The sequence below is a fragment of the Paucilactobacillus salsurae genome, from assembly GCF_054784995.1.
Genome location: NZ_BAAHWX010000015.1, coordinates 1 through 18,140, shown reverse-complemented (window position 1 = coordinate 18,140; position 18,140 = coordinate 1). Strand labels below are relative to the sequence as shown.

The following is an 18,140-nucleotide window of genomic DNA, read 5'->3' as shown; positions in this document are numbered from 1 at the left end:
TTATTACAAATAACATAAGTCAACATCCCGGGTGTGTCAAACATTAACCTCTCAATATTGATTACTGAATCTTCAACCTTAATATCAACCGTTGACGATGAGGTTGTCCGTTTTCTATTTGTTCATGTGCTAATCGCGCATCCGTTAAAGGCAGAATATTGATATCATCATCCAATAAAAGTCCTCTTTTAAAGAATTCGTTTAACTGTGTTGCGGCCTCTGACAGCTCTTCGACCGATGCATGACTGATCACAAACCCGTTCAACTGTTTACGGTTTGTGTAAAACTGTGACACATTAAACTGAAATTGATTATTAGCGGGCGCCGTAATCAAAGTGACTTCACCACCTTGATTCAGGTGTTCAAAATTCGTTTCAAGTTCGACTTTACCTGAAGTATCGATAATGTGATCGAAACTGTTGCTCAGATTATCGATTGCATCATGATAGTCCAAACATCTTACAGAGCCCATTATCTTTAATTTGTCAAAATCTCGTGACGCAGAAGTGGTTGTTATAACTTGCCCCCGCTCCTGAGCTAATTGAACTATCTTGGTACCTACATGACCACCTGCACCCTCAATTAAAATTGTTTGTCCAGTCACTGCATGCATTATTCGTTGCAATATAATGCTGGCCGTTGCACTACTGTGAACAGCAGCTACTAACTGTATTGGATCCACCTGCTTTGGAATATGGTATAGCCTGTCTTGTGGCACCGCAACAAACTCACAGGTAACGCCCATTCGGCCATCATATCCCATCGAATTGGTCCAAACTAAATCCCCAATGTTAAAACCAACCACATCAGCACCAATTCTGGTCACAGTTCCGACCATGTCACGTCCGATAATATGTGGGGTGGTAACAGCTGTTTTAAATGTTCCTGCTCGCACAAATGTATCGACGTGATTCACCGATGCTGCGGTCACTTCAACTAAAATTTCATCGTCTCTTACTACCGGGACTGGCACATCGTCGATGATAATTTGATCTGGTTTTCCAAAATCTTGAAATATCGCTGCTTTCATAATGAGTCTCTCCATTCCAAACGGATTTGTTTATTGAAAAAATGCAAAAATGAATAAAAAGACTGCTGCCGCAAATTGCACAAAATCAAACATAAAGTGGGTCATGATATTTTGCCAAATGTTCTTACTGAAATAATAAATAACAGCAAAGTAGGCCCCAATAAACATATATGGCACCATTTTTAGCACGTCTCCATTGAAGTTATTCCAATGAATCAAGCCAAACGCGATCGATGACACAAAAAACATAAGGAACAATAAGAGACGATTTTTTTGCCACTGCATGAAAAATACGTGACGAAAGGCTAGTTCTTCAGTAAAGGGTGCCATCAGAACGGTCAAACTTGAGAGCAAGGCAATGCTAGCAGAAGCAACACTCTGTGCGCTGAGAAAATCGTGTGATAATGCCATTGCTTGATTGGCACCAAAAAAAGCATCTAATCCCTTTCTGACGATTGCTAATAGAACATAGATTCCAATCGTTAATCCAAAATCAATGACTAAATTCCGTAATAAGTGCTGCTTATAGGTTTGCCAATGAACACTTAATAAATCGTGATACATCCACAGCATTCCCAGAAAAACAACGACGGCAATTGTGACCACAATGATGGCCGATGTTGCCTTAGACTGGCCCGGGTGAACTAAAACAGAAGCCAAAATTAACTCACCAGCAAATAAAATAATCGTCACAACAGTTTTCCACAAACTGACTTCACTTGAAGCTGTATCATTTTTCATAAACTGCACCTCATGAACTGAATTAGTTGGTTGTTGTGATCCATGCTCACGTTCCATTGCAACGGTACCACGATTGACAATGACGACTCCTAAAATAAGAAAAACTACACAATAAATAGTGGACGTTACCGGACTAATTCCAACATTATTACTTAATGACCCAAACGCGATTTGATCAAACGCATCAATAATTGCGTGGAATACAATCGGTAGCCATAAATTATTAGTAACCAAATAGATAGCAGCCAAAAAGAATCCTAAGCCTAAAGCCATTAACATTTGAAAACTAGTATTCGTCCAATTACCAGTTGTGAGTCCATTGATGCCATGAATCACACCAAACGCTAAACCACTTAGTCCGGCAGTTGCTAACGCCCCAAAGTGAAAATGCGCATACAACTGATTTACCAAAATTCCGCGAAAAATATATTCTTCTAGTATGCCGACAGATAATCCTAAAATAATGGCGATGACAATATTCGTCGGTGTGAGTACATATTGTGCACCAAGCGTAGCATCCCCAAACACCACAATTAGCACTGGCAGCAACAAGAGCCATTGCCTACTTTTACCGGCAAAACCACGCCAATTGATTTTAGCCTGAAAAATACTGTGATTCAGTACCCACCAAATTCCAAACCCCACCAAATCTATCACGGCATTCATAATTAATTTTAGTGTCTCTGAATGATTAGTAAGAAAGTGACCAAGCGTTAAATTAAACCCTATCGTCGTCACAATCTGTGCCAAAAGTGACACGACAACAGTCAAAATCAAAATTGAGACATAAAATAGCGACCAGTGCTTGCGCATTTGGACGTCCTCCTCCGCTAGTTTTGATTAATAATAGCATTTCTTAAAATAGTTAACTAGGTCAAACACTCAACATATGACAGTTTTTAATTTTTTTTACAAAAATACTATCCTGCAAAAACGAAAATATTTTTCTTTTTTTAGATTTTTTCAATAATTTGTCACAGTAAAAAAGTTTTATAAGTTTTAAATATATGTTCTTTATTAGTACAAGTTTGTTGTTCACAATTTACCAAAAAATGAATATAATATAATCAAAGTAATCAAAAAAATTTAAATTGAATGTGAGGCGTCTCTCTATGGCTACATTTATTCCTTTACCCGTAATTGAATCTAGTTTGCACATGTTTGGCGGCCACAGGCGAACGGTGCCAGGTGGTTGGAGCTTTTTTGAACAAAAACATCAAGCCTTTGAATTAATGTGTGTCTTGGAGGGCCAGCAAGTAACTCAGATCAAAAACCAGGCGCCAGTCACCTATAGTGCAGGTGACGTCATCATTATTTCTCCAGGGACACTGCATATTAATTATAATGCCAGTAAAGAAAACAGCATGACCTATAGTTGCATTCATTTTAATATTGAAAGCTTAAAACTAAAATCGGAAATTATCAGTGATATTTCAAATGCTCCTATTCGTTCAGATAATCCGATTGCCAAAACTTCAATTGCCACAATGGCTGACATGCTTACTTTTGCAAGTGAACATTCATTATCTGACGAGGAGCGCGATTTACAAATCGAAATTACTTTTTTCAATTATTTGATCAATCTAATTCATATCTTGCCTAAAATTGCACCACAAAGTCATAAAAAATATAGTTCCCGCGAAGCACAATTGGCACGCTCAATGTCGACAATGATCGAAAGTAGCTTAGAAAACAGCGATTTTAAAGCTCTACGCATTGGTTCAATTTGCGATACCTTGAACATTAGCACTGGGTACGGTCATCGCGTTTTTCGTAAAGTTTACGGAACAACGCCACTGCACTTTATTGAGGAACAAAAATATAAAAAAGCCAAAATGTTGTTAGGAATTCCCGACTACTCCATTGAAGAAATTGCTTTTATGGTAGGCTTTGAAAGTTTGTCAAATTTCAGCAAACAGTTTAAAAAATGGTCAAATTTGACACCTAGCAAATACCAATCACAAATTTTACATAAACGGGCTGTTCGGGCAATCAAAGATAGTGGATTTTTTGAATAATATGCTATTATTTGCGAATTAATATGAATTATTTGTATTTATTTTTGTTCACAATTTGACAAAATACCGTTAGTAATGGATATAGACCACTCATTTGCAAGCGTTTACAATGATGATATTAACATTAGGATGAAAATAAGCTGCAGTTATTTTCTATCTTCGTTTGTTTAATAAACGTTGAAGTTTCCTATTTTTTCCATAGCGCTATTATTTTAAATGCTTGTTTCCTAAAGGGGAACAACGAAAGGAAGGTTCACTATTATGGCGTCTAATTCACAGACATCTACCAACGATGAATTTGCCAAATTGTCCTGGCGTGAACGAATTTCATACGGGGCAGGAGATTTAGCTCAAAATTTAATCTTTGGTACCATTGGTTCAATGCTATTATTTTATCTCACAACGGTTTATGGAATTTCTGCGGCCGCTGGTGCAACAATTTTTCTAGTTGTACGATGGGTCAACGTTTTTTGGGATCCATGGATTGGAACTGTAATTGACCGTCACACTTTTAAATCAGGAAAATATCGTCCTTGGCTTCTGTACGCTGGTATTCCATTGACAATTTTTTCTGCTTGCTTGTTTCTGCCAATTGCTTCAATCAGAGGGAGTGTGCCATATGCATTTATCGCCTACCTCTTAACCGCATTAACATATTCAATTGTTAATATCCCTTATGGTGCCTTAAATGCTTCCTTAACACGTGATAACGATGAGGTTTCAACACTAACGACAGTTCGTATGACCGAAGCAAACATTGGTAATTTGTTGGTTTATACTTTCTTACCATTATTTGTTCAACTCGCTTCACCAAATAAAGTTTCCAAAAACATTGGATTCTTTGGCATTCATATGAATCTGGGTGACTACACATCTCCACATGCTGGTGGGGCTTACTTTTTGGTCATGTCAATTTACATGATTATCGGTTTTATCATGTTAATGGGAACCTATACTGGTATTAAAGAACGTGTGTTGCCAACTGCAGAAGAAACTGACAACGTTAAATTCAGCGATTTATTTGGTGAATTAAAACGTAACAAACCTTTACTTATTTTAGGATTATTCTTCTTAATTGCTTTTACATTCATGTTCTTTGGTAATACAACCGAAGCCTTCTTCATCCAATACAACATTGGGCATCCCGAATGGCTTGCTTCTATTAACTTAATCGGATCAATTCCTGGTATTTTCTTAGTTTTCTTATGGCCAATTGTTCGTAAAAAAATTGGTAAGAAACAATTCTTCTATATTTTCTTAGTATTATTTATCGTTGGACAAATTGTCCTTTATGTTTGGTCATTACCAGCATTCAAGAATAGCATCGCAATGGGATACTTTGGTCGTTTCCTTCAACAATGGGGGAATTACAGCTGCCACTGGTTACATGTGGTCATTAGTTCCTGAAGTTGTTTCATTTGGTGAATATAAATCAAAAAAACGGGTTGCCGGAATTATTAATGCGTTGATGGGATTATTCTTTAAGATCGGGTTAGCGCTTGGTGGAATTATTCCTGGCTACATTAATGCTGCTTTACACTTTGATGGTAGCAAGGCTACTCAATCAGCTAGTGCCATGAGCGGAATTACTTGGTCAATGATCTGGATTCCAATCGTGTTAGCTGTTGTTGCGATGTTTATCATGAGCCGCTACCCACTAAGTGATGCTGACGTTGAACAAATTAATCAAGAAATCGACGAACGCAAATCTCAAGGTAAATTGTAAAAACGGCTAGTTATTCGTATTTTTAGCGTTACAAATTAATAAAGTTAGAAAGGACATTACCATGAAAATTAAAAATCCTGTTTTACCTGGTTTTAATGCTGATCCTAGTTTCATTCGTGTTGGTGATACGTATTACATCGCTAATTCAACCTTTGAATGGTTCCCTGGAGTTCGTTTACACGAGTCCAAAGATTTGGTGCACTGGAACTTACTTCCATCTCCTCTTTCAACGACTACTCTGCTTGATATGAAGGTAAATCCATCTTCTGGTGGAATTTGGGCACCTGATTTGTCATATGCTAACGGTAAATTTTGGCTTATCTATACAGATGTTAAAATTACTGAAGGTTCATTCAAAGATATGACCAATTATTTAACAACTGCTTCTGACATCCGCGGTCCATGGTCTGATCCGATTCGCATCAACGGTGTCGGTTTTGATGCATCCCTCTTTCATGATACAGATAATCGTAAATATCTGGTTCAACAAACGTGGGATCACCGTGAATACCGCCATCCATTCAATGGAATTACATTGACAGAATTTGATACGAAGACAATGCAATTAAAACCAGAAACAGCCCGTACCATTTATGATGGTACTGATGTCAAACTAGTGGAAGGTCCACATTTGTATAACATCAACGGTTATTATTACTTGTTTGCGGCTCAAGGTGGAACAGTTTGGACTCATGAAGAAGTCGTATCTCGTTCAAAAACACTAGATGCCCATTCATTTGAAACTGAACCAGATGGTCCATTCATTACTAACTTTGATACTCCTGATTTCTATTTACAAAAACAAGGCCATGGTGCTTTATGTAATACACCAAGTGGCGAATGGTACTATGCATCACTAGTAGGTCGTCCCCTCAACCATCCTACTGAATCATCTCATGATCCGCTCGGTTGGTGTACACTTGGTCGTGAAACTTCTATTCAAAAAGTAAATTGGGATAATGATGGTTGGCCACGAATCGTCGGCGGTCATGGTGGTCAAGTTGAAGTTGATGCACCAACTGATGCAATTAAAACTGATGCTCCATTAACTCATAGCCGTCATGATGAATTTGACTCAGACACTTTGGATTATGATTGGAATACCTTAAGAGAACCATTCACCAGCCAAAAAGGCTCTTTTGGTGATGGGAAACTTACATTGATTGGTCGCCAATCTTTAGCTAGCACATTTGATGTTTCAATGATTGCGCAAAGATGGCAAGCTTTCAATTTCAATGCTGAAACCAAAGTTAAGTTTGATCCATTTAATTATCAACAAATGGCTGGCTTAACCAACTTCTATAACGATCGTCACTGGTCATTTGTCTTCGTTACTTGGAATGAAAAAAATGGTCATGTCATCGAAGTAGGTCAAAACGATAACAACAACTACACATCATTTCTAAAAGATGACGCAATTAAAATTCCTGAAGGTACTGAATACGTTTGGTTCCGTACAAAAGTTCGTGAACTCAATTATACGTATGAATACTCATTTGATGGCAATGAATGGCATGAAATTCCGGTCACACTGGATGCGGCAATTCTTTCAGATGATTATGTCTTACAACACTACGGTGGTTTCTTCACTGGTGCCTTTGTTGGTCTAGCAGCTGTCGATTATTCTGGTTACGATACGCCAGCTACGTTTGACTATTTTGATTATCAAGAATTGGAAGATTAAACATACTTAATCGCGACAACTCTTTTATAAAAAACTGGTAAGTAAAAATAAATTTACTTACCAGTTTTTTTGTATTGTTTCGCAAGTTTAGATGAAGTCTATTCAAATTGTACCGCGATTTTTAACAGCCGCTCAATTTCTTTTTGCACAAATTTCTCAGAATACTTATCTAAATTTACAATGTCTTTGGGAGTTCTAGCCTCTTCAAAATTGAACGACCATTTTTCTCTTAATAATCGCCACTTACTAGTTGCACTTAATTCCTTTGTGTTATGTGCAACTAAAAATTCATTAATTTCTTTAATTGTTTCTACAGTTTGGTTCTCAGCATGAAAAGCCAATTGCATTTGAGCACGACCTGCTACAGGAATTTTAAGTTCCCAAAAATAAGGCGATCCGGAATGCCATCCAGTTGCGCCTTTAACAGGTTGCCAATTTTTAAATACTTTGTCCATCTTAGGCGTTTTAAATCGCATCAGGGTTTTTCCACCATCATCTTCGCTAAACGGGTCAATTCCAATTTTATTTTCCAGCTCTTTGATTGCCGTAGTCACATCTTCATTAATTTGATTAGACGCGTTTGGTAAATTTTCTATGATTAAATCAATCGCATCGTGATATTTAGCATATATTTTTTCAACAGTTTTAGTTAATTCTTCGTCGCGCACAATATTCACCTTCAATAAATTGATATAATCTCGAACATACTGTAGTTCTATGCTCTCGTCATAAGCACGATTCATCATGTTTTGAAGAATTTCAAGAACGTCAGTGTATGAGAGCCGTTGCCATCCCTCAGCCTTAGGATCATCTCCATCGATAGTTAAATAGATAAATATCAATTTGTCGTCTTTATTCGAATTTTTTTGAACAAATTTCTGGTACCTTTGTAACTGCTGATCATGCTGTTGAGAATCAATTTTATTTTCAATAACAATTTTTGTTCGTTGATTGGCAGATTTGATTAAAATATCTATATTGTGATATTCCCGTAGCACAGTAGCATCTGAATAGTCATTTAGCATCACATTAAGTTCAGAAAGATCGTTCACGCTACCATTCTTGATAACCGTAAGTAATATTTTTTTTAAAAAATAATCACCAAATACACGATTTGCACTTGGATTGACCAGCCAAGCAATAAAATTACTGTGTCTGATCTCATTTCGTTGTAATCCTAAAATATTAAAAATGTTATTGCCGATAAGCCAATTTTTCAACTGACTGTTAATTTCGTTTTCAAGGCCAGTTACTAATCCATTTAATGCAGCTTCTTCTTTTAACTTCATTTTTTATGTAACACCCACTATTTACATACAGAGATTCCCATGATTTCCTCTGTTATATTTTTTTACGACATTCTTAGTATAAGGTAGTTTAGGCTGATAGCAAACAAAATTCGGCAATCAATCTGAGAAGTGGTATTGAGTTCAATTCATACACAAAAAAATTCAACCTTTCATCAATTTGATTTTCTTTAATACATATTGTGATGACTTAACATTTCTTCTATGGTACTTCGAGAGTTAAATTTGAATATTAAGTTCACTCACAGCATATTGAACAGCTTCACCACTTAATAAAGTTCTCGAATTTTGATACTCACAATATAAAATTCCGGATCGTGTTGATGCTTGATAAGCTGTAATTTTCTTTTTATTTAACCGTTTTGCCCAGTAAGGAACGATGTGGCAATGACCGCTTCCACATACTGGATCTTCTGGGACATCAAGTTTGGGTGCAAATGAACGCGACTCACAATCATAATTTTTGCTAGTTGTTGTTGCGTGTTGCAAAAGGCCCTCCAATTGCCCTAATTTGGAATAATTGGGTGTCAATCTTGTTAAATCTGTTCCATCTGAAAATACGCAGAGTAAGTCACGACCCACATAAGCTTCTATGGGTGTCATGCCAAAGGCCTGTGACATTTCATCAGTAACCGCGATTTGTTTCAGTTGATACGACGGAAAACTCATTTGATACAGATTATTTACTTTTGTAACTGAAAGTTCACCGCTCAAAGTTTCAAAAAAGACTGTATTACTATTTTTAGGAGCATCATATCTAAATACAAGGTAGCCCGTAGCTAAAGTAGCGTGACCACATAAATCAATTTCACCACCCGGTGTAAACCAACGCAATTTGTAATGTGTATCATCTTGTTTTACGGCAAAAGCAGTTTCAGAAAACCTATTTTCAACAGCAAGCTTTTGCATAAACTCTTTTTCAAGAAATTCATCAAGAAATATCACGGCTGCGGGATTTCCGGTAAATATTTTATTCGTAAATGCATCAACAACATAATTTTTTAACATCGCTTTATCTCCGTCCTATTGTTGCTTAATTGCAAGTAATTCAGTCAAAAAATGCCTTGCTTGCTCTTTATTAACTTAAATGCTACATTAATTTTGTCCATTAGTAAAACGAATAATTTTGATATTAAAATTAGAAAGAGTGATTTGTCATTAATCGATTACTTGCACTACAAACCATATTATCGTTGAATAGCTTTACAAAAGCAGCTCATGCGCTTGGCTATACACAGTCTGCCATTAGTCAAATGATTGCTTCTCTTGAATCTGAGTTTGATTTAAAACTGATCTATCGTTCTCGATCCGGTGTTTATTTGACTCCTGAAGGAAAGGAACTCTACCCTTTTATTCAAAGCACTCTAAACGTGTACCAGCATATGTCTGAAAAAGTAGATGATCTAAAACATCTTAATTCAGGAATTATTCGAATTGGAACCATTTCAAGTATTTCAGCTCACTGGTTGCCAAACTTAATCAATACATTTCAAAAACAATATCCGAATGTTAAGTTTATCCTTCACCAAGGTGACTATGATACAATTCCTGAGTGGATTCGTACTAAACAAATCGACTTTGGGTTTGTTAATCCGGATGCATTACCTAAACATAAAGTTCATTTAATTAAAACTGGTGTGCTAAAAGCGGTAGTGCCAATAGATCACCGTTTAGCAAATAAAAAGTTTGTCACCTTACAAGAATTATCACAAGAACCTTTTTTAGAACTTGAAGAAGGCTCTTTTAGCGAGCCACTTACTGCTTTTGAAAATGCAAACTTAAAGCCAAAAGTTAAAATGCGGATTCATGATGACTACTCGATTTTGTCGATGATTGAATCTGGTATGGGTGTCAGTATTTTGCCCGAACTAGTGTTGCAAAAAACAGCATACAAAATAGCAATAATTCCAATTCAGCCAGCATTATCTCGGAAAATTGGTATTATTGAGCAAGATTCAAAAACTTTGCCAATTGCTAGTAAGCGATTCATTGATTTAATTCTAAAAAGTATAGAAATTTTGCCTTAGTAGCTTATTGCTTCACATATATAAATAACCTAAAAAAATATAACGACGTATGAAACTAGTCTTAGTAAATCATTTGATTTGCTAAAAATTTTCACAACATAATTAATAAACCAGAGATCAAATTAAAAAATTTGATCTCTGGTTTTAACATTTGCAGCCTATGCGTCCCCCGAGAGTCGAACTCGGATCATGAGGACCGAAATCTCATGTGCTATCCATTACACTAAGGACGCCCTACAAACATAATTCTAGCGATTCTTGTTTGTATTATCAACTATTAACTCGTGATTTACCTTAGTTTCTCACCACTGGCAACCACATTTCGCCATAATAATTACCATCGGTTTGACCCATTATCACAGCTGCATTAGGGCCACCCACATATGACACTTCACTCGCTTCACCTAATACTTGTCCAAACGTTGTATTAGTCAATGTTTCACTTAATTCTTGTGCTGAAGCGGCTGTACCTTTTACCACCAAATATTCACCACTTGGAAATTGAATGTCTCGCGTCGCCTCTGGCAAGGCTTGACTCGTTGTGACACCCATGTAATGCATCATTTTGTTGTTAATCGCTTCATTAACAACAAATAAATCGTCATCACTCGCAATCGCTTTTAATTTATCAACATCCCCATTACTCATTTCTTGCTTCCAGAAGTGATCTTTTTCAGCAGCGAGGCCCGCAAAATCATCATAGTGACTGGTTAATTCGGTTCCAATTCCTAAAACGTTAAAACTGTCTTTTGTTTCAATTACATAATCTGCCATAGTTAAATGACCTCCATCAATATTTTATTATTTGTCTATGTCAGTTATAATAGCAGCTAATAGTATCAAAACTTGACACTATTTGGAGGACTAGATGAAAAAATTTGAACGTGTCAACGTTATTATGCGCTATATCAACAATCGCTCGTACTTCACTTTAAATGAACTGATGACTGAATTTCACATTTCACGATCCACTGCCATTCGTGATATTCGTGAAATTGAAGAGATGGGTATGCCACTAGAATCAGAAGTTGGTCGAGATGGTGGCTATTTTGTGTTGAACAATTCACTGTTGCCTGCGATTCAATTTACAACAGATGAAGTTAAGGCACTATTTTTAGCATTTTTGGCGTCACGCAATCAACAACTTCCGTACTTAAAAAGTCGTCAGCAGCTCGCCGAAAAACTGCTGGCCTTAATCCCCCAAAACCAACAAGACAGCCTAATTACTTTAAATGAAGTTTTCGTATTTCCGGGGACTAATCCCAATAATCCTGATTTGCTAGAATTAGCTGATATTGCTGAACCGATTATTGATCTGCTCATCAGTCAAATTTTGGCTAGTCGTTATATGCAGTTACAGGTTGGCGATAAACGTATCTCAATTTACTTACATCATCTATTACGCGATGCTGGCCATTGGTTTGTGGAGTGTTTTGATTTAAAAAATGGGCAAAATCGATTGATTAATGCCGGTTCAATTACGGCAATCACTGAATTATCAGACACTGAACAGTTATCTGAAAAAAACATTCGTAATAAAATGTCACAACATCTGCAATTAACAAATATCAACATTGATTTGGATGCACCTGCCATTCATCAATATCAAAAATATCACCCGGCAACAATGAAACTAGCGTTTACCAACCCGTTTCAATCAAGTGGCACGGTTACAGGTTATTTAGAATCACAATCTGATCTTGAGAATGCTCAATTTGCTCAATGGCTCTTATTTTTGGGGCACGGCATTAAAATTAATACGTTACCAAAATTTATTAAAGTCCATTTAAAACATTAATGAGTTAAATACTCACTATGATCTGGTGTCTCCCTAATAAATACGTTTGAATTGATTAACTAGCTGTTTTGTTTATTCAGTCATGATATAGTATTTATTATATGATAAACAAATTTACTAAGGAGTAGCAAAATGCAACCAACTTTCACAATTAAGCAGCTCAGCTATCATCCTGATCACAAAGCTGTGTTAACCGATATTAATTTATCTATTGCAGCTGGCTCGTATACTACCGTTGTCGGTCCGTCCGGATCTGGCAAAAGCACCTTATTACGCTTATTAGCCACGCTGCTGACCCCCACTAGTGGCTCAATCTTATACCAGGGACAACCACAATCTGATTACACCAAACCAGAATACCGTAAACTAGTTTCTTATTGTTTCCAACAACCCAGTTTATTCGGTGAAACAGTCGCTGATAACTTAAGCTTTCCATTTTCTATTCGTAATCAAGCAGTTGACGAACAAAAAGTGCATCAAGCACTGAAATCTGTTGATTTGTCACCTGATATGCTGACGCAACCAATTACCGAATTATCCGGTGGTGAAAAGCAGCGTGTTGCCTTAATCCGTAATCTTCTTTTTCCACCACAAGTGCTCTTACTTGATGAAATTTCTGCTGGCCTTGATGCCGATACCAAACACATTGTTCATCGCTTAATGGAACAATATCACCACGATGGCATCACCATTTTGTCTGTCACCCATGATGAAACAGAAATTAGTGAAGCTAAGGACATAATCACTATTAAAAATGGTCGTCTGGAGGTCCCTCATGAATAACAACTTGATTGTGAGCCCAACCGCATTATTATTTGCCGTTGCCTTGGTGGCAATTGCTTTAATTATTAGTTTCCACGAAAAAATTGGACTAGAAAAAGACATGATTATCGCTGTTTTACGTGCCATTGTACAATTGACCGTGGTCGGTTACGTGTTAACTTATGTGATTGCGATTGATCGCTTGTGGTTAACCTTACTGATGATGGCCATTATTATTTTAAATGCAGCTGCTAATGCAAAAAAACGAGCTGCATCGATTCAACATGGCTTTGTAATTAGTCTTCTTGCCATCACCACAGCGACTGCGACAACCATTCTTTTACTCGTATTGGCCCACGCCGTGCGTTTCACGCCCAGCCAAATTGTGCCAATTTCGGGGATGATTGCTAGTAACGTGATGATTGCCATTGGGTTGTCCTATCGAAATATGAATACTGCGTTTCACGATCAACGACAAGGTGTTCTAGAACGCTTAGCACTTGGCGCTGATCGAAAACAGTCATCGATTCAAATCGTGCGCGAAGCCATCCGTTCTGGAATGATGCCCTCCATTGATTCTGCTAAAACGGTTGGCCTTGTCAGTTTACCCGGCATGATGTCTGGTTTGATTTTTGCTGGGATTGATCCGACCAAAGCCATCATGTATCAGATTATGGTTAGTTTTATGTTGCTCGGATCGACCAGTATTGGCTGCGTAATTGCTTGTTACATTTCGTATACGCAGTACTATAACGAGGATTTGCAGTTGAAATAACGATTACAATTTTTGGTACCATTTATTTTGAAGAAAAAAAATGGATTGAGACTAGTCTCAATCCATTTTTGATTAATTTAAGATGCATAAATTCTGTCTTCCAAAGCCAAACACAAACAATGGTAAATTGGAATATGCAATTCCTGCACTTTGTAAGTTTCAGTTTCTGGCACATTAATCACTTTGGTTGCATAGCTGGAGATATCACCTAATCGCTGTCCCGTGATTAAAATAACCTCCATTCCAATAATTTCCGCCACCATCGCAGCATACATCACGTTTTTAGAATCTCCTGAAGTCGACAAACAAATGAGCGTGTCTTGTTTACTTCCTAAATTTAATAATTCTTGACCAAATACTAAATCTGGATCAACATCATTAGCAAATGCTGTTACAAGTGCAGTTTGAGCACCTAAAGCAATTGCTTTAATCCCACTTTCAAGATGCTTCAGTTTGGTGGCATTTTGCGGATATCTTTCTTTGATTTTTTGCATTATCTCATGAGAAAGTGGTCGCTCTTTTTCAAAGGATTTTAAAAGCTCACCCACGATATGATAACTATCCGCATTACTGCCGCCATTTCCACACGTAAAAATGGTGCCACCATTTTGAACGGTGGTTAAAAGTATTTCATAGGCATCTTCAATTTGACTGACACTTTGTTTTAAAACTGGACGACGGTCAACTAATATTTTCGCATACTTTTCAAAAGACATTACGTTCATTCCTTTACTATACAGGATCTACTTCATCTGGTATCTCAGGATCTTTCACTTCTTTATGAGCTTTGATTACAGATCCCACACCGAGAATTAGGAGTAATACAACTAATAAGCCGTATATACCTGCTTTTCCAAGTGATTGACCAATATGGCCAATTGTAATTCCAACTACGGCAAAATCAGCGTCTCCAAAGGTAGAATTATTGAACCCTAATTTACCAAGCACTGGCAACATCAATGCAGGTAGGAAAGTAATTAACGCACCGTTAAAGAGTCCGCCAACAATCGTGCCACGAATTCCGCCCACAGCATTTGATAAAACACCAACACCAGCACCAACGAAGAACAGATTAATTAATCCTGGAATGATAATTGGCAATGACGATAATGGTAGCAATGCAAATACGATCAGTCCACCAACCGTTGAAGAAACAAAGCCAATCAAAACCGCATTAGGGGCATATGGAAAGATAACAGGAACATCTAAAGCTGGGGTGGCATCAGGGACAATTTTTTGTGAAATTCCTTTAAATGCAGGAACAATTTCTGCTAACATCATCCGAACACCTTGCAAGACAACAACGAATCCGGCTGTAAAAATAATCGCCTGCATAATCGCAAACATCACAATATTGTCACCTTCAGATAACTTCAATACTACAGATTTTTTGGCAAGTAAGAAGGTCACAACATATAAAATCAGCATAACAAGTGCCGTACTAATTGTATTATCTTTGAAAAAGCTCAATTTTTTCGGCATTTTAATTGATTCAGTCGAGTGTTCTTTATTTCCGACCAACTTACTAATCATTGGTGACAAACAATAACTAATTCCGTTAAAATGTCCCATTGCCACGTTATCATTACCCGTCACTTTGCGATAAAAAGGCTGGGTTACAGCTGGGGACAATGTCATTACAATTCCTAAGAAAATTGAACCAACGATTACTAATTCTGGACCTTTAAAACCAAGTGTACTCAACACTGCTGATAACAATGCTGACATGAATAAAATGTGGTGTCCTGATAAAAAGATGTACTTAAATTTAGTAAATCTGGCGATTAAAATATTACATAAAAACCCGAAGGCCATAATTAAAGCCATTTCAGACCCAAACATCTTTTGCGCAGTACCGATTACAGCTTCATTAGAAGGAATCACCCCGCGAACGTTGAAAGCGCTTTCAAATGCGGGCGACAAATTGGTTAAGGCACTGGAAATGATATTGCCACCTTGCGACAAAATAACGAATCCAATCACCGTTTTAAACGTACCTGTGATAATTTTGTCTACTGGACGTTTTAATGCAATTAAACCAATAAGAGCAATAACGCCAATAATAATTGCAGGTTGATTAAAAAAACTAAAAATGAAATTCATTAACTATTCCCCCTTTTGATCAAAATAATTTTGAACTTTTGCGGCAATTGCATTCTTGTCAACAACATTCGCTAAAAACACCTTGTCCACATCAAACTCTGCCAGCGGATCTTCAAAATCTTGTGTAGCAAAAATCAAATCTACATCATGAGCCGCTACTGAGCCGATATCGCATGCCTCAACATCAGCATCGATGTTCATATCTTCTAAAATTTCGTCAATGTTCATTTTTAAAATCAATGACGAACCAGATCCCATACCACATACTGTTAATATATGCATTTTATATTTCTCCTCTTTAATTAGTATTTTGTTCGATATATGCAATAATTTTTTCTTTATCAGCTGAATTCAAAATGTTAATAAATGTTTCATCAGTTAGTTTCTTAACCAGTTCAGACAAAGCTTTTAAATGGCTGTGATGATCAATGGCTGCTAAACAAATGACAATATTAACAGGATCATTTTCTTGATTGCCAAACGCAACCGGTCTGTCTAAAATACTAAGACTCATGCTGATTTCATTCACACCATCTTTCGAACTGGCATGTGCCAGTGCAATATGTGGTGCAATGACAATGTAAGGTCCAAACTTTTTTACTGCACCAATCATTGCTTGCGTATATTGAGGTTCGATGAAACTATTTTTTTCTAATAAGTGACCACCTGCAACAATCGCTTCTTCCCAGGAATTGACTTCAACTCCAGTTGCAATTGTATCTGTAGTTAATAGTTCTTTTAACATTGGATTTATTTTTACCTCCTTCCTTTGCTTGATTATTTTTTTATTGATCAGAGTCGTTTGTAACTGTTCTACTTTCTTCAAATCAATCTCTGTCAATAACGGAGATGTTTTCACATATGGAATTGTTAAGTCTTCCAAATGTACAGTAGAGATAATCATGTCCGACTGATCAATTTTTTGGCTTATATCTTCAACCGTCGCAATTTCAAGATGGGCTGATAGGGCTTGACTTAAGCGATATTTTAAAAATTGAGATGTTCCAACCCCCATATGACAAACTAATAAAATATGAAGTTGTTTTGCCATTTTGTCTTTAATTTTTTCAATGGAAGACACAATATGCAGTGTCAAAAACATGTATTCGTGTTCATTTTTAAATGCAAAAAACGTTTCATCATTCAACAACTCAATACTTTTCTTAACGTGATTATAGATAGAAGAATAAGAATTACGGATACCATCAAACGTTTCTTTAGTAATTAAAGTACTGGTAGCATATTCGCTTTTCGTCAGTGTTGCTTTAAAATGCAGTGCTAAATAGTTAAATAAATCATCATCTAATGCTAAATTTATTTTTAATTGTGTGCTAACCATTTCGATGAATTCGCTAACCATCATATTAATTTGGACATTATATCCTTTTGAAACAACTTCATTCTTAATTTGAGAACTGGCATACACTTGTTGTGCTAAATAGTTGAGTTCAGCTGTTGTAAAACGAATCATAAACAGATTTTCTAAATTGCGAATTGCTTCAATGATAATGTGCATTTCATAGTTTGGAATTTCTATTTCACGATTAGAGGGCTCAATAACGCGATCATCCATAATTCTTTTAACAATCACATTAATTTTAGTTATTAATCTTTTGAAGCTGGTGTAAGTAAATTTCAACATCAATGCTTTTTCTAAATCTCTCAACCATTGAGAAATTAACATCTGATTGTCGTTAGTAACGATTTCAAAGTCATAACTAAATTGCTTTAGAAATTTTAAAAACTCAAAATACAAATTACGTTTTTTTAATTCTGATGCTTCCAACAAAAAACCTTTTTGTTTATCAAAAACAACTTCAATACCGGTCTTGTGTGCAATTTCTTTTAATCGTTTCAAATCTGTATTAATCGTGCTCCGACTAACCGACAAGGTATCGCAAAGATAATCGATAGTGACTCTTGATCCTTGCCAAAATAATTTGCTATAAATAAATCCAACACGAAAATTAGGTTCTTCCCAATAGTTTACAAATTCTTTTTGTGTTTCTTGTTCATTTTGTAACTGTTTCAAAATGTTACCTTGGATTGAAGTCAATATTTGAGACAGGTTTTAAGAGACATTCAGAACCGCGTTTACCTTCCACAGCTCAAATAAATCATTAATCGTGATTAATAACTTATTTGAACCATGGAAAGCATTAAATCAGG

At 36.4% G+C, this 18,140-nt stretch carries 15 protein-coding genes, 1 tRNA gene and 1 pseudogene; 7 read left to right on the top strand and 10 right to left on the bottom strand.

Features of this window, described 5'->3' with window-relative positions; all coding sequences use genetic code 11:
- Positions 1–61 precede the first annotated feature (61 nt).
- Both ACYVQZ_RS09110 and ACYVQZ_RS09105 read right to left on the bottom strand, forming a co-directional pair.
- The gene (locus ACYVQZ_RS09110) at positions 62–1,030 is read right to left on the bottom strand and encodes a quinone oxidoreductase family protein (RefSeq protein WP_461241070.1); all 969 of its coding nucleotides are present in this window, start codon (positions 1,028–1,030) and stop codon (positions 62–64) included.
- 30 nt (positions 1,031–1,060) lie between these two features.
- Positions 1,061–2,584 (bottom strand): CPBP family intramembrane glutamic endopeptidase, encoded by a 1,524-nt coding sequence (locus ACYVQZ_RS09105; protein WP_461241069.1) that lies wholly within the window; start codon positions 2,582–2,584, stop codon positions 1,061–1,063.
- A 299-nt stretch (positions 2,585–2,883) separates the two neighbouring features.
- Between ACYVQZ_RS09105 and ACYVQZ_RS09100 the strand changes: the two genes are divergently transcribed.
- The 3 genes and pseudogenes from ACYVQZ_RS09100 (at position 2,884) to ACYVQZ_RS09090 (ending at position 7,199) form a co-directional block, all read left to right on the top strand.
- Positions 2,884–3,789, top strand: a complete 906-nt coding sequence (locus tag ACYVQZ_RS09100) for an AraC family transcriptional regulator (protein ID WP_461241068.1) — start codon at positions 2,884–2,886, stop codon at positions 3,787–3,789.
- A 261-nt stretch (positions 3,790–4,050) separates the two neighbouring features.
- Positions 4,051–5,515, top strand: a pseudogene (locus tag ACYVQZ_RS09095) (MFS transporter).
- Between the two features lie 61 nt (positions 5,516–5,576).
- Positions 5,577–7,199, top strand: coding sequence for a glycoside hydrolase family 43 protein (locus ACYVQZ_RS09090; RefSeq protein WP_461241067.1), 1,623 nt, complete (start codon positions 5,577–5,579; stop codon positions 7,197–7,199).
- A gap of 98 nt (positions 7,200–7,297) precedes the next feature.
- Here ACYVQZ_RS09090 and ACYVQZ_RS09085 read toward each other — a convergent pair whose 3' ends face one another.
- Entirely contained in the window at positions 7,298–8,488 is a 1,191-nt protein-coding gene (locus ACYVQZ_RS09085) for a PDDEXK-like family protein (RefSeq protein ID WP_461241066.1), read from the bottom strand.
- A gap of 237 nt (positions 8,489–8,725) precedes the next feature.
- Positions 8,726–9,514: a PhzF family phenazine biosynthesis protein gene (locus tag ACYVQZ_RS09080; protein WP_461241065.1), complete on the bottom strand. Its 789-nt coding sequence runs from the start codon at positions 9,512–9,514 to the stop codon at positions 8,726–8,728.
- A gap of 149 nt (positions 9,515–9,663) precedes the next feature.
- Between ACYVQZ_RS09080 and ACYVQZ_RS09075 the strand changes: the two genes are divergently transcribed.
- Positions 9,664–10,533 (top strand): LysR family transcriptional regulator, encoded by an 870-nt coding sequence (locus ACYVQZ_RS09075; RefSeq protein WP_461241085.1) that lies wholly within the window; start codon positions 9,664–9,666, stop codon positions 10,531–10,533.
- Between the two features lie 161 nt (positions 10,534–10,694).
- Here the strand turns inward: ACYVQZ_RS09075 and ACYVQZ_RS09070 are convergent.
- Both ACYVQZ_RS09070 and ACYVQZ_RS09065 read right to left on the bottom strand, forming a co-directional pair.
- Positions 10,695–10,766 (bottom strand) — tRNA-Arg (locus ACYVQZ_RS09070).
- Between the two features lie 61 nt (positions 10,767–10,827).
- Entirely contained in the window at positions 10,828–11,307 is a 480-nt protein-coding gene (locus tag ACYVQZ_RS09065; RefSeq protein ID WP_461241064.1) for a GyrI-like domain-containing protein, read from the bottom strand.
- 94 nt (positions 11,308–11,401) lie between these two features.
- Between ACYVQZ_RS09065 and ACYVQZ_RS09060 the strand changes: the two genes are divergently transcribed.
- From ACYVQZ_RS09060 to ACYVQZ_RS09050, 3 genes are all read left to right on the top strand, one after another.
- On the top strand, positions 11,402–12,331 hold the full coding sequence (locus ACYVQZ_RS09060; RefSeq protein WP_461241063.1) for a helix-turn-helix transcriptional regulator: 930 nt from the start codon (positions 11,402–11,404) through the stop codon (positions 12,329–12,331).
- A 132-nt stretch (positions 12,332–12,463) separates the two neighbouring features.
- Positions 12,464–13,114, top strand: a complete 651-nt coding sequence (locus ACYVQZ_RS09055; RefSeq protein ID WP_461241062.1) for an ABC transporter ATP-binding protein — start codon at positions 12,464–12,466, stop codon at positions 13,112–13,114.
- Positions 13,107–13,868 carry an ABC transporter permease gene (locus ACYVQZ_RS09050; protein ID WP_461241061.1) on the top strand — a complete coding sequence of 254 codons (762 nt, stop codon included), beginning with the start codon at positions 13,107–13,109 and terminating at the stop codon, positions 13,866–13,868. Before ACYVQZ_RS09055 ends, ACYVQZ_RS09050 begins: the two co-directional genes overlap by 8 nt.
- 77 nt (positions 13,869–13,945) lie before the next feature.
- Here ACYVQZ_RS09050 and ACYVQZ_RS09045 read toward each other — a convergent pair whose 3' ends face one another.
- Genes ACYVQZ_RS09045 through ACYVQZ_RS09030 form a run of 4 tightly spaced genes read right to left on the bottom strand, consistent with a single transcriptional unit; the run spans position 13,946 to position 18,003 of the window.
- Positions 13,946–14,584, bottom strand: a complete 639-nt coding sequence (locus tag ACYVQZ_RS09045; RefSeq protein WP_461241060.1) for a D-sedoheptulose-7-phosphate isomerase — start codon at positions 14,582–14,584, stop codon at positions 13,946–13,948.
- 16 nt (positions 14,585–14,600) lie between these two features.
- Positions 14,601–15,971, bottom strand: coding sequence for a PTS ascorbate transporter subunit IIC (gene ulaA / locus ACYVQZ_RS09040; protein ID WP_461241059.1), 1,371 nt, complete (start codon positions 15,969–15,971; stop codon positions 14,601–14,603).
- 3 nt (positions 15,972–15,974) lie between these two features.
- On the bottom strand, positions 15,975–16,253 hold the full coding sequence (locus tag ACYVQZ_RS09035; protein ID WP_461241058.1) for a PTS sugar transporter subunit IIB: 279 nt from the start codon (positions 16,251–16,253) through the stop codon (positions 15,975–15,977).
- A 16-nt stretch (positions 16,254–16,269) separates the two neighbouring features.
- A complete protein-coding gene (locus ACYVQZ_RS09030) occupies positions 16,270–18,003 on the bottom strand; it encodes a BglG family transcription antiterminator (protein WP_461241057.1) in 1,734 nt (577 codons plus the stop codon).
- Positions 18,004–18,140 lie beyond the last annotated feature (137 nt).

Bases quoted from the DNA above. Each gene is read 5' to 3' on its own strand.
- ACYVQZ_RS09065 (WP_461241064.1), bottom strand. From the start codon at position 11,307: ATGGCAGATTATGTAATTGAAACAAAAGACAGTTTTAACGTTTTAGGA.
- ACYVQZ_RS09035 (WP_461241058.1), bottom strand. From the start codon at position 16,253: ATGCATATATTAACAGTATGTGGTATGGGATCTGGTTCGTCATTGATT.
- ACYVQZ_RS09110 (WP_461241070.1), bottom strand. From the start codon at position 1,030: ATGAAAGCAGCGATATTTCAAGATTTTGGAAAACCAGATCAAATTATC.
- ACYVQZ_RS09100 (WP_461241068.1), top strand. From the start codon at position 2,884: ATGGCTACATTTATTCCTTTACCCGTAATTGAATCTAGTTTGCACATG.
- ACYVQZ_RS09105 (WP_461241069.1), bottom strand. From the start codon at position 2,584: ATGCGCAAGCACTGGTCGCTATTTTATGTCTCAATTTTGATTTTGACT.
- ACYVQZ_RS09090 (WP_461241067.1), top strand. From the start codon at position 5,577: ATGAAAATTAAAAATCCTGTTTTACCTGGTTTTAATGCTGATCCTAGT.
- ACYVQZ_RS09050 (WP_461241061.1), top strand. From the start codon at position 13,107: ATGAATAACAACTTGATTGTGAGCCCAACCGCATTATTATTTGCCGTT.
- ACYVQZ_RS09045 (WP_461241060.1), bottom strand. From the start codon at position 14,584: ATGTCTTTTGAAAAGTATGCGAAAATATTAGTTGACCGTCGTCCAGTT.
- ACYVQZ_RS09060 (WP_461241063.1), top strand. From the start codon at position 11,402: ATGAAAAAATTTGAACGTGTCAACGTTATTATGCGCTATATCAACAAT.
- ulaA (WP_461241059.1), bottom strand. From the start codon at position 15,971: ATGAATTTCATTTTTAGTTTTTTTAATCAACCTGCAATTATTATTGGC.
- ACYVQZ_RS09055 (WP_461241062.1), top strand. From the start codon at position 12,464: ATGCAACCAACTTTCACAATTAAGCAGCTCAGCTATCATCCTGATCAC.
- ACYVQZ_RS09080 (WP_461241065.1), bottom strand. From the start codon at position 9,514: ATGTTAAAAAATTATGTTGTTGATGCATTTACGAATAAAATATTTACC.
- ACYVQZ_RS09085 (WP_461241066.1), bottom strand. From the start codon at position 8,488: ATGAAGTTAAAAGAAGAAGCTGCATTAAATGGATTAGTAACTGGCCTT.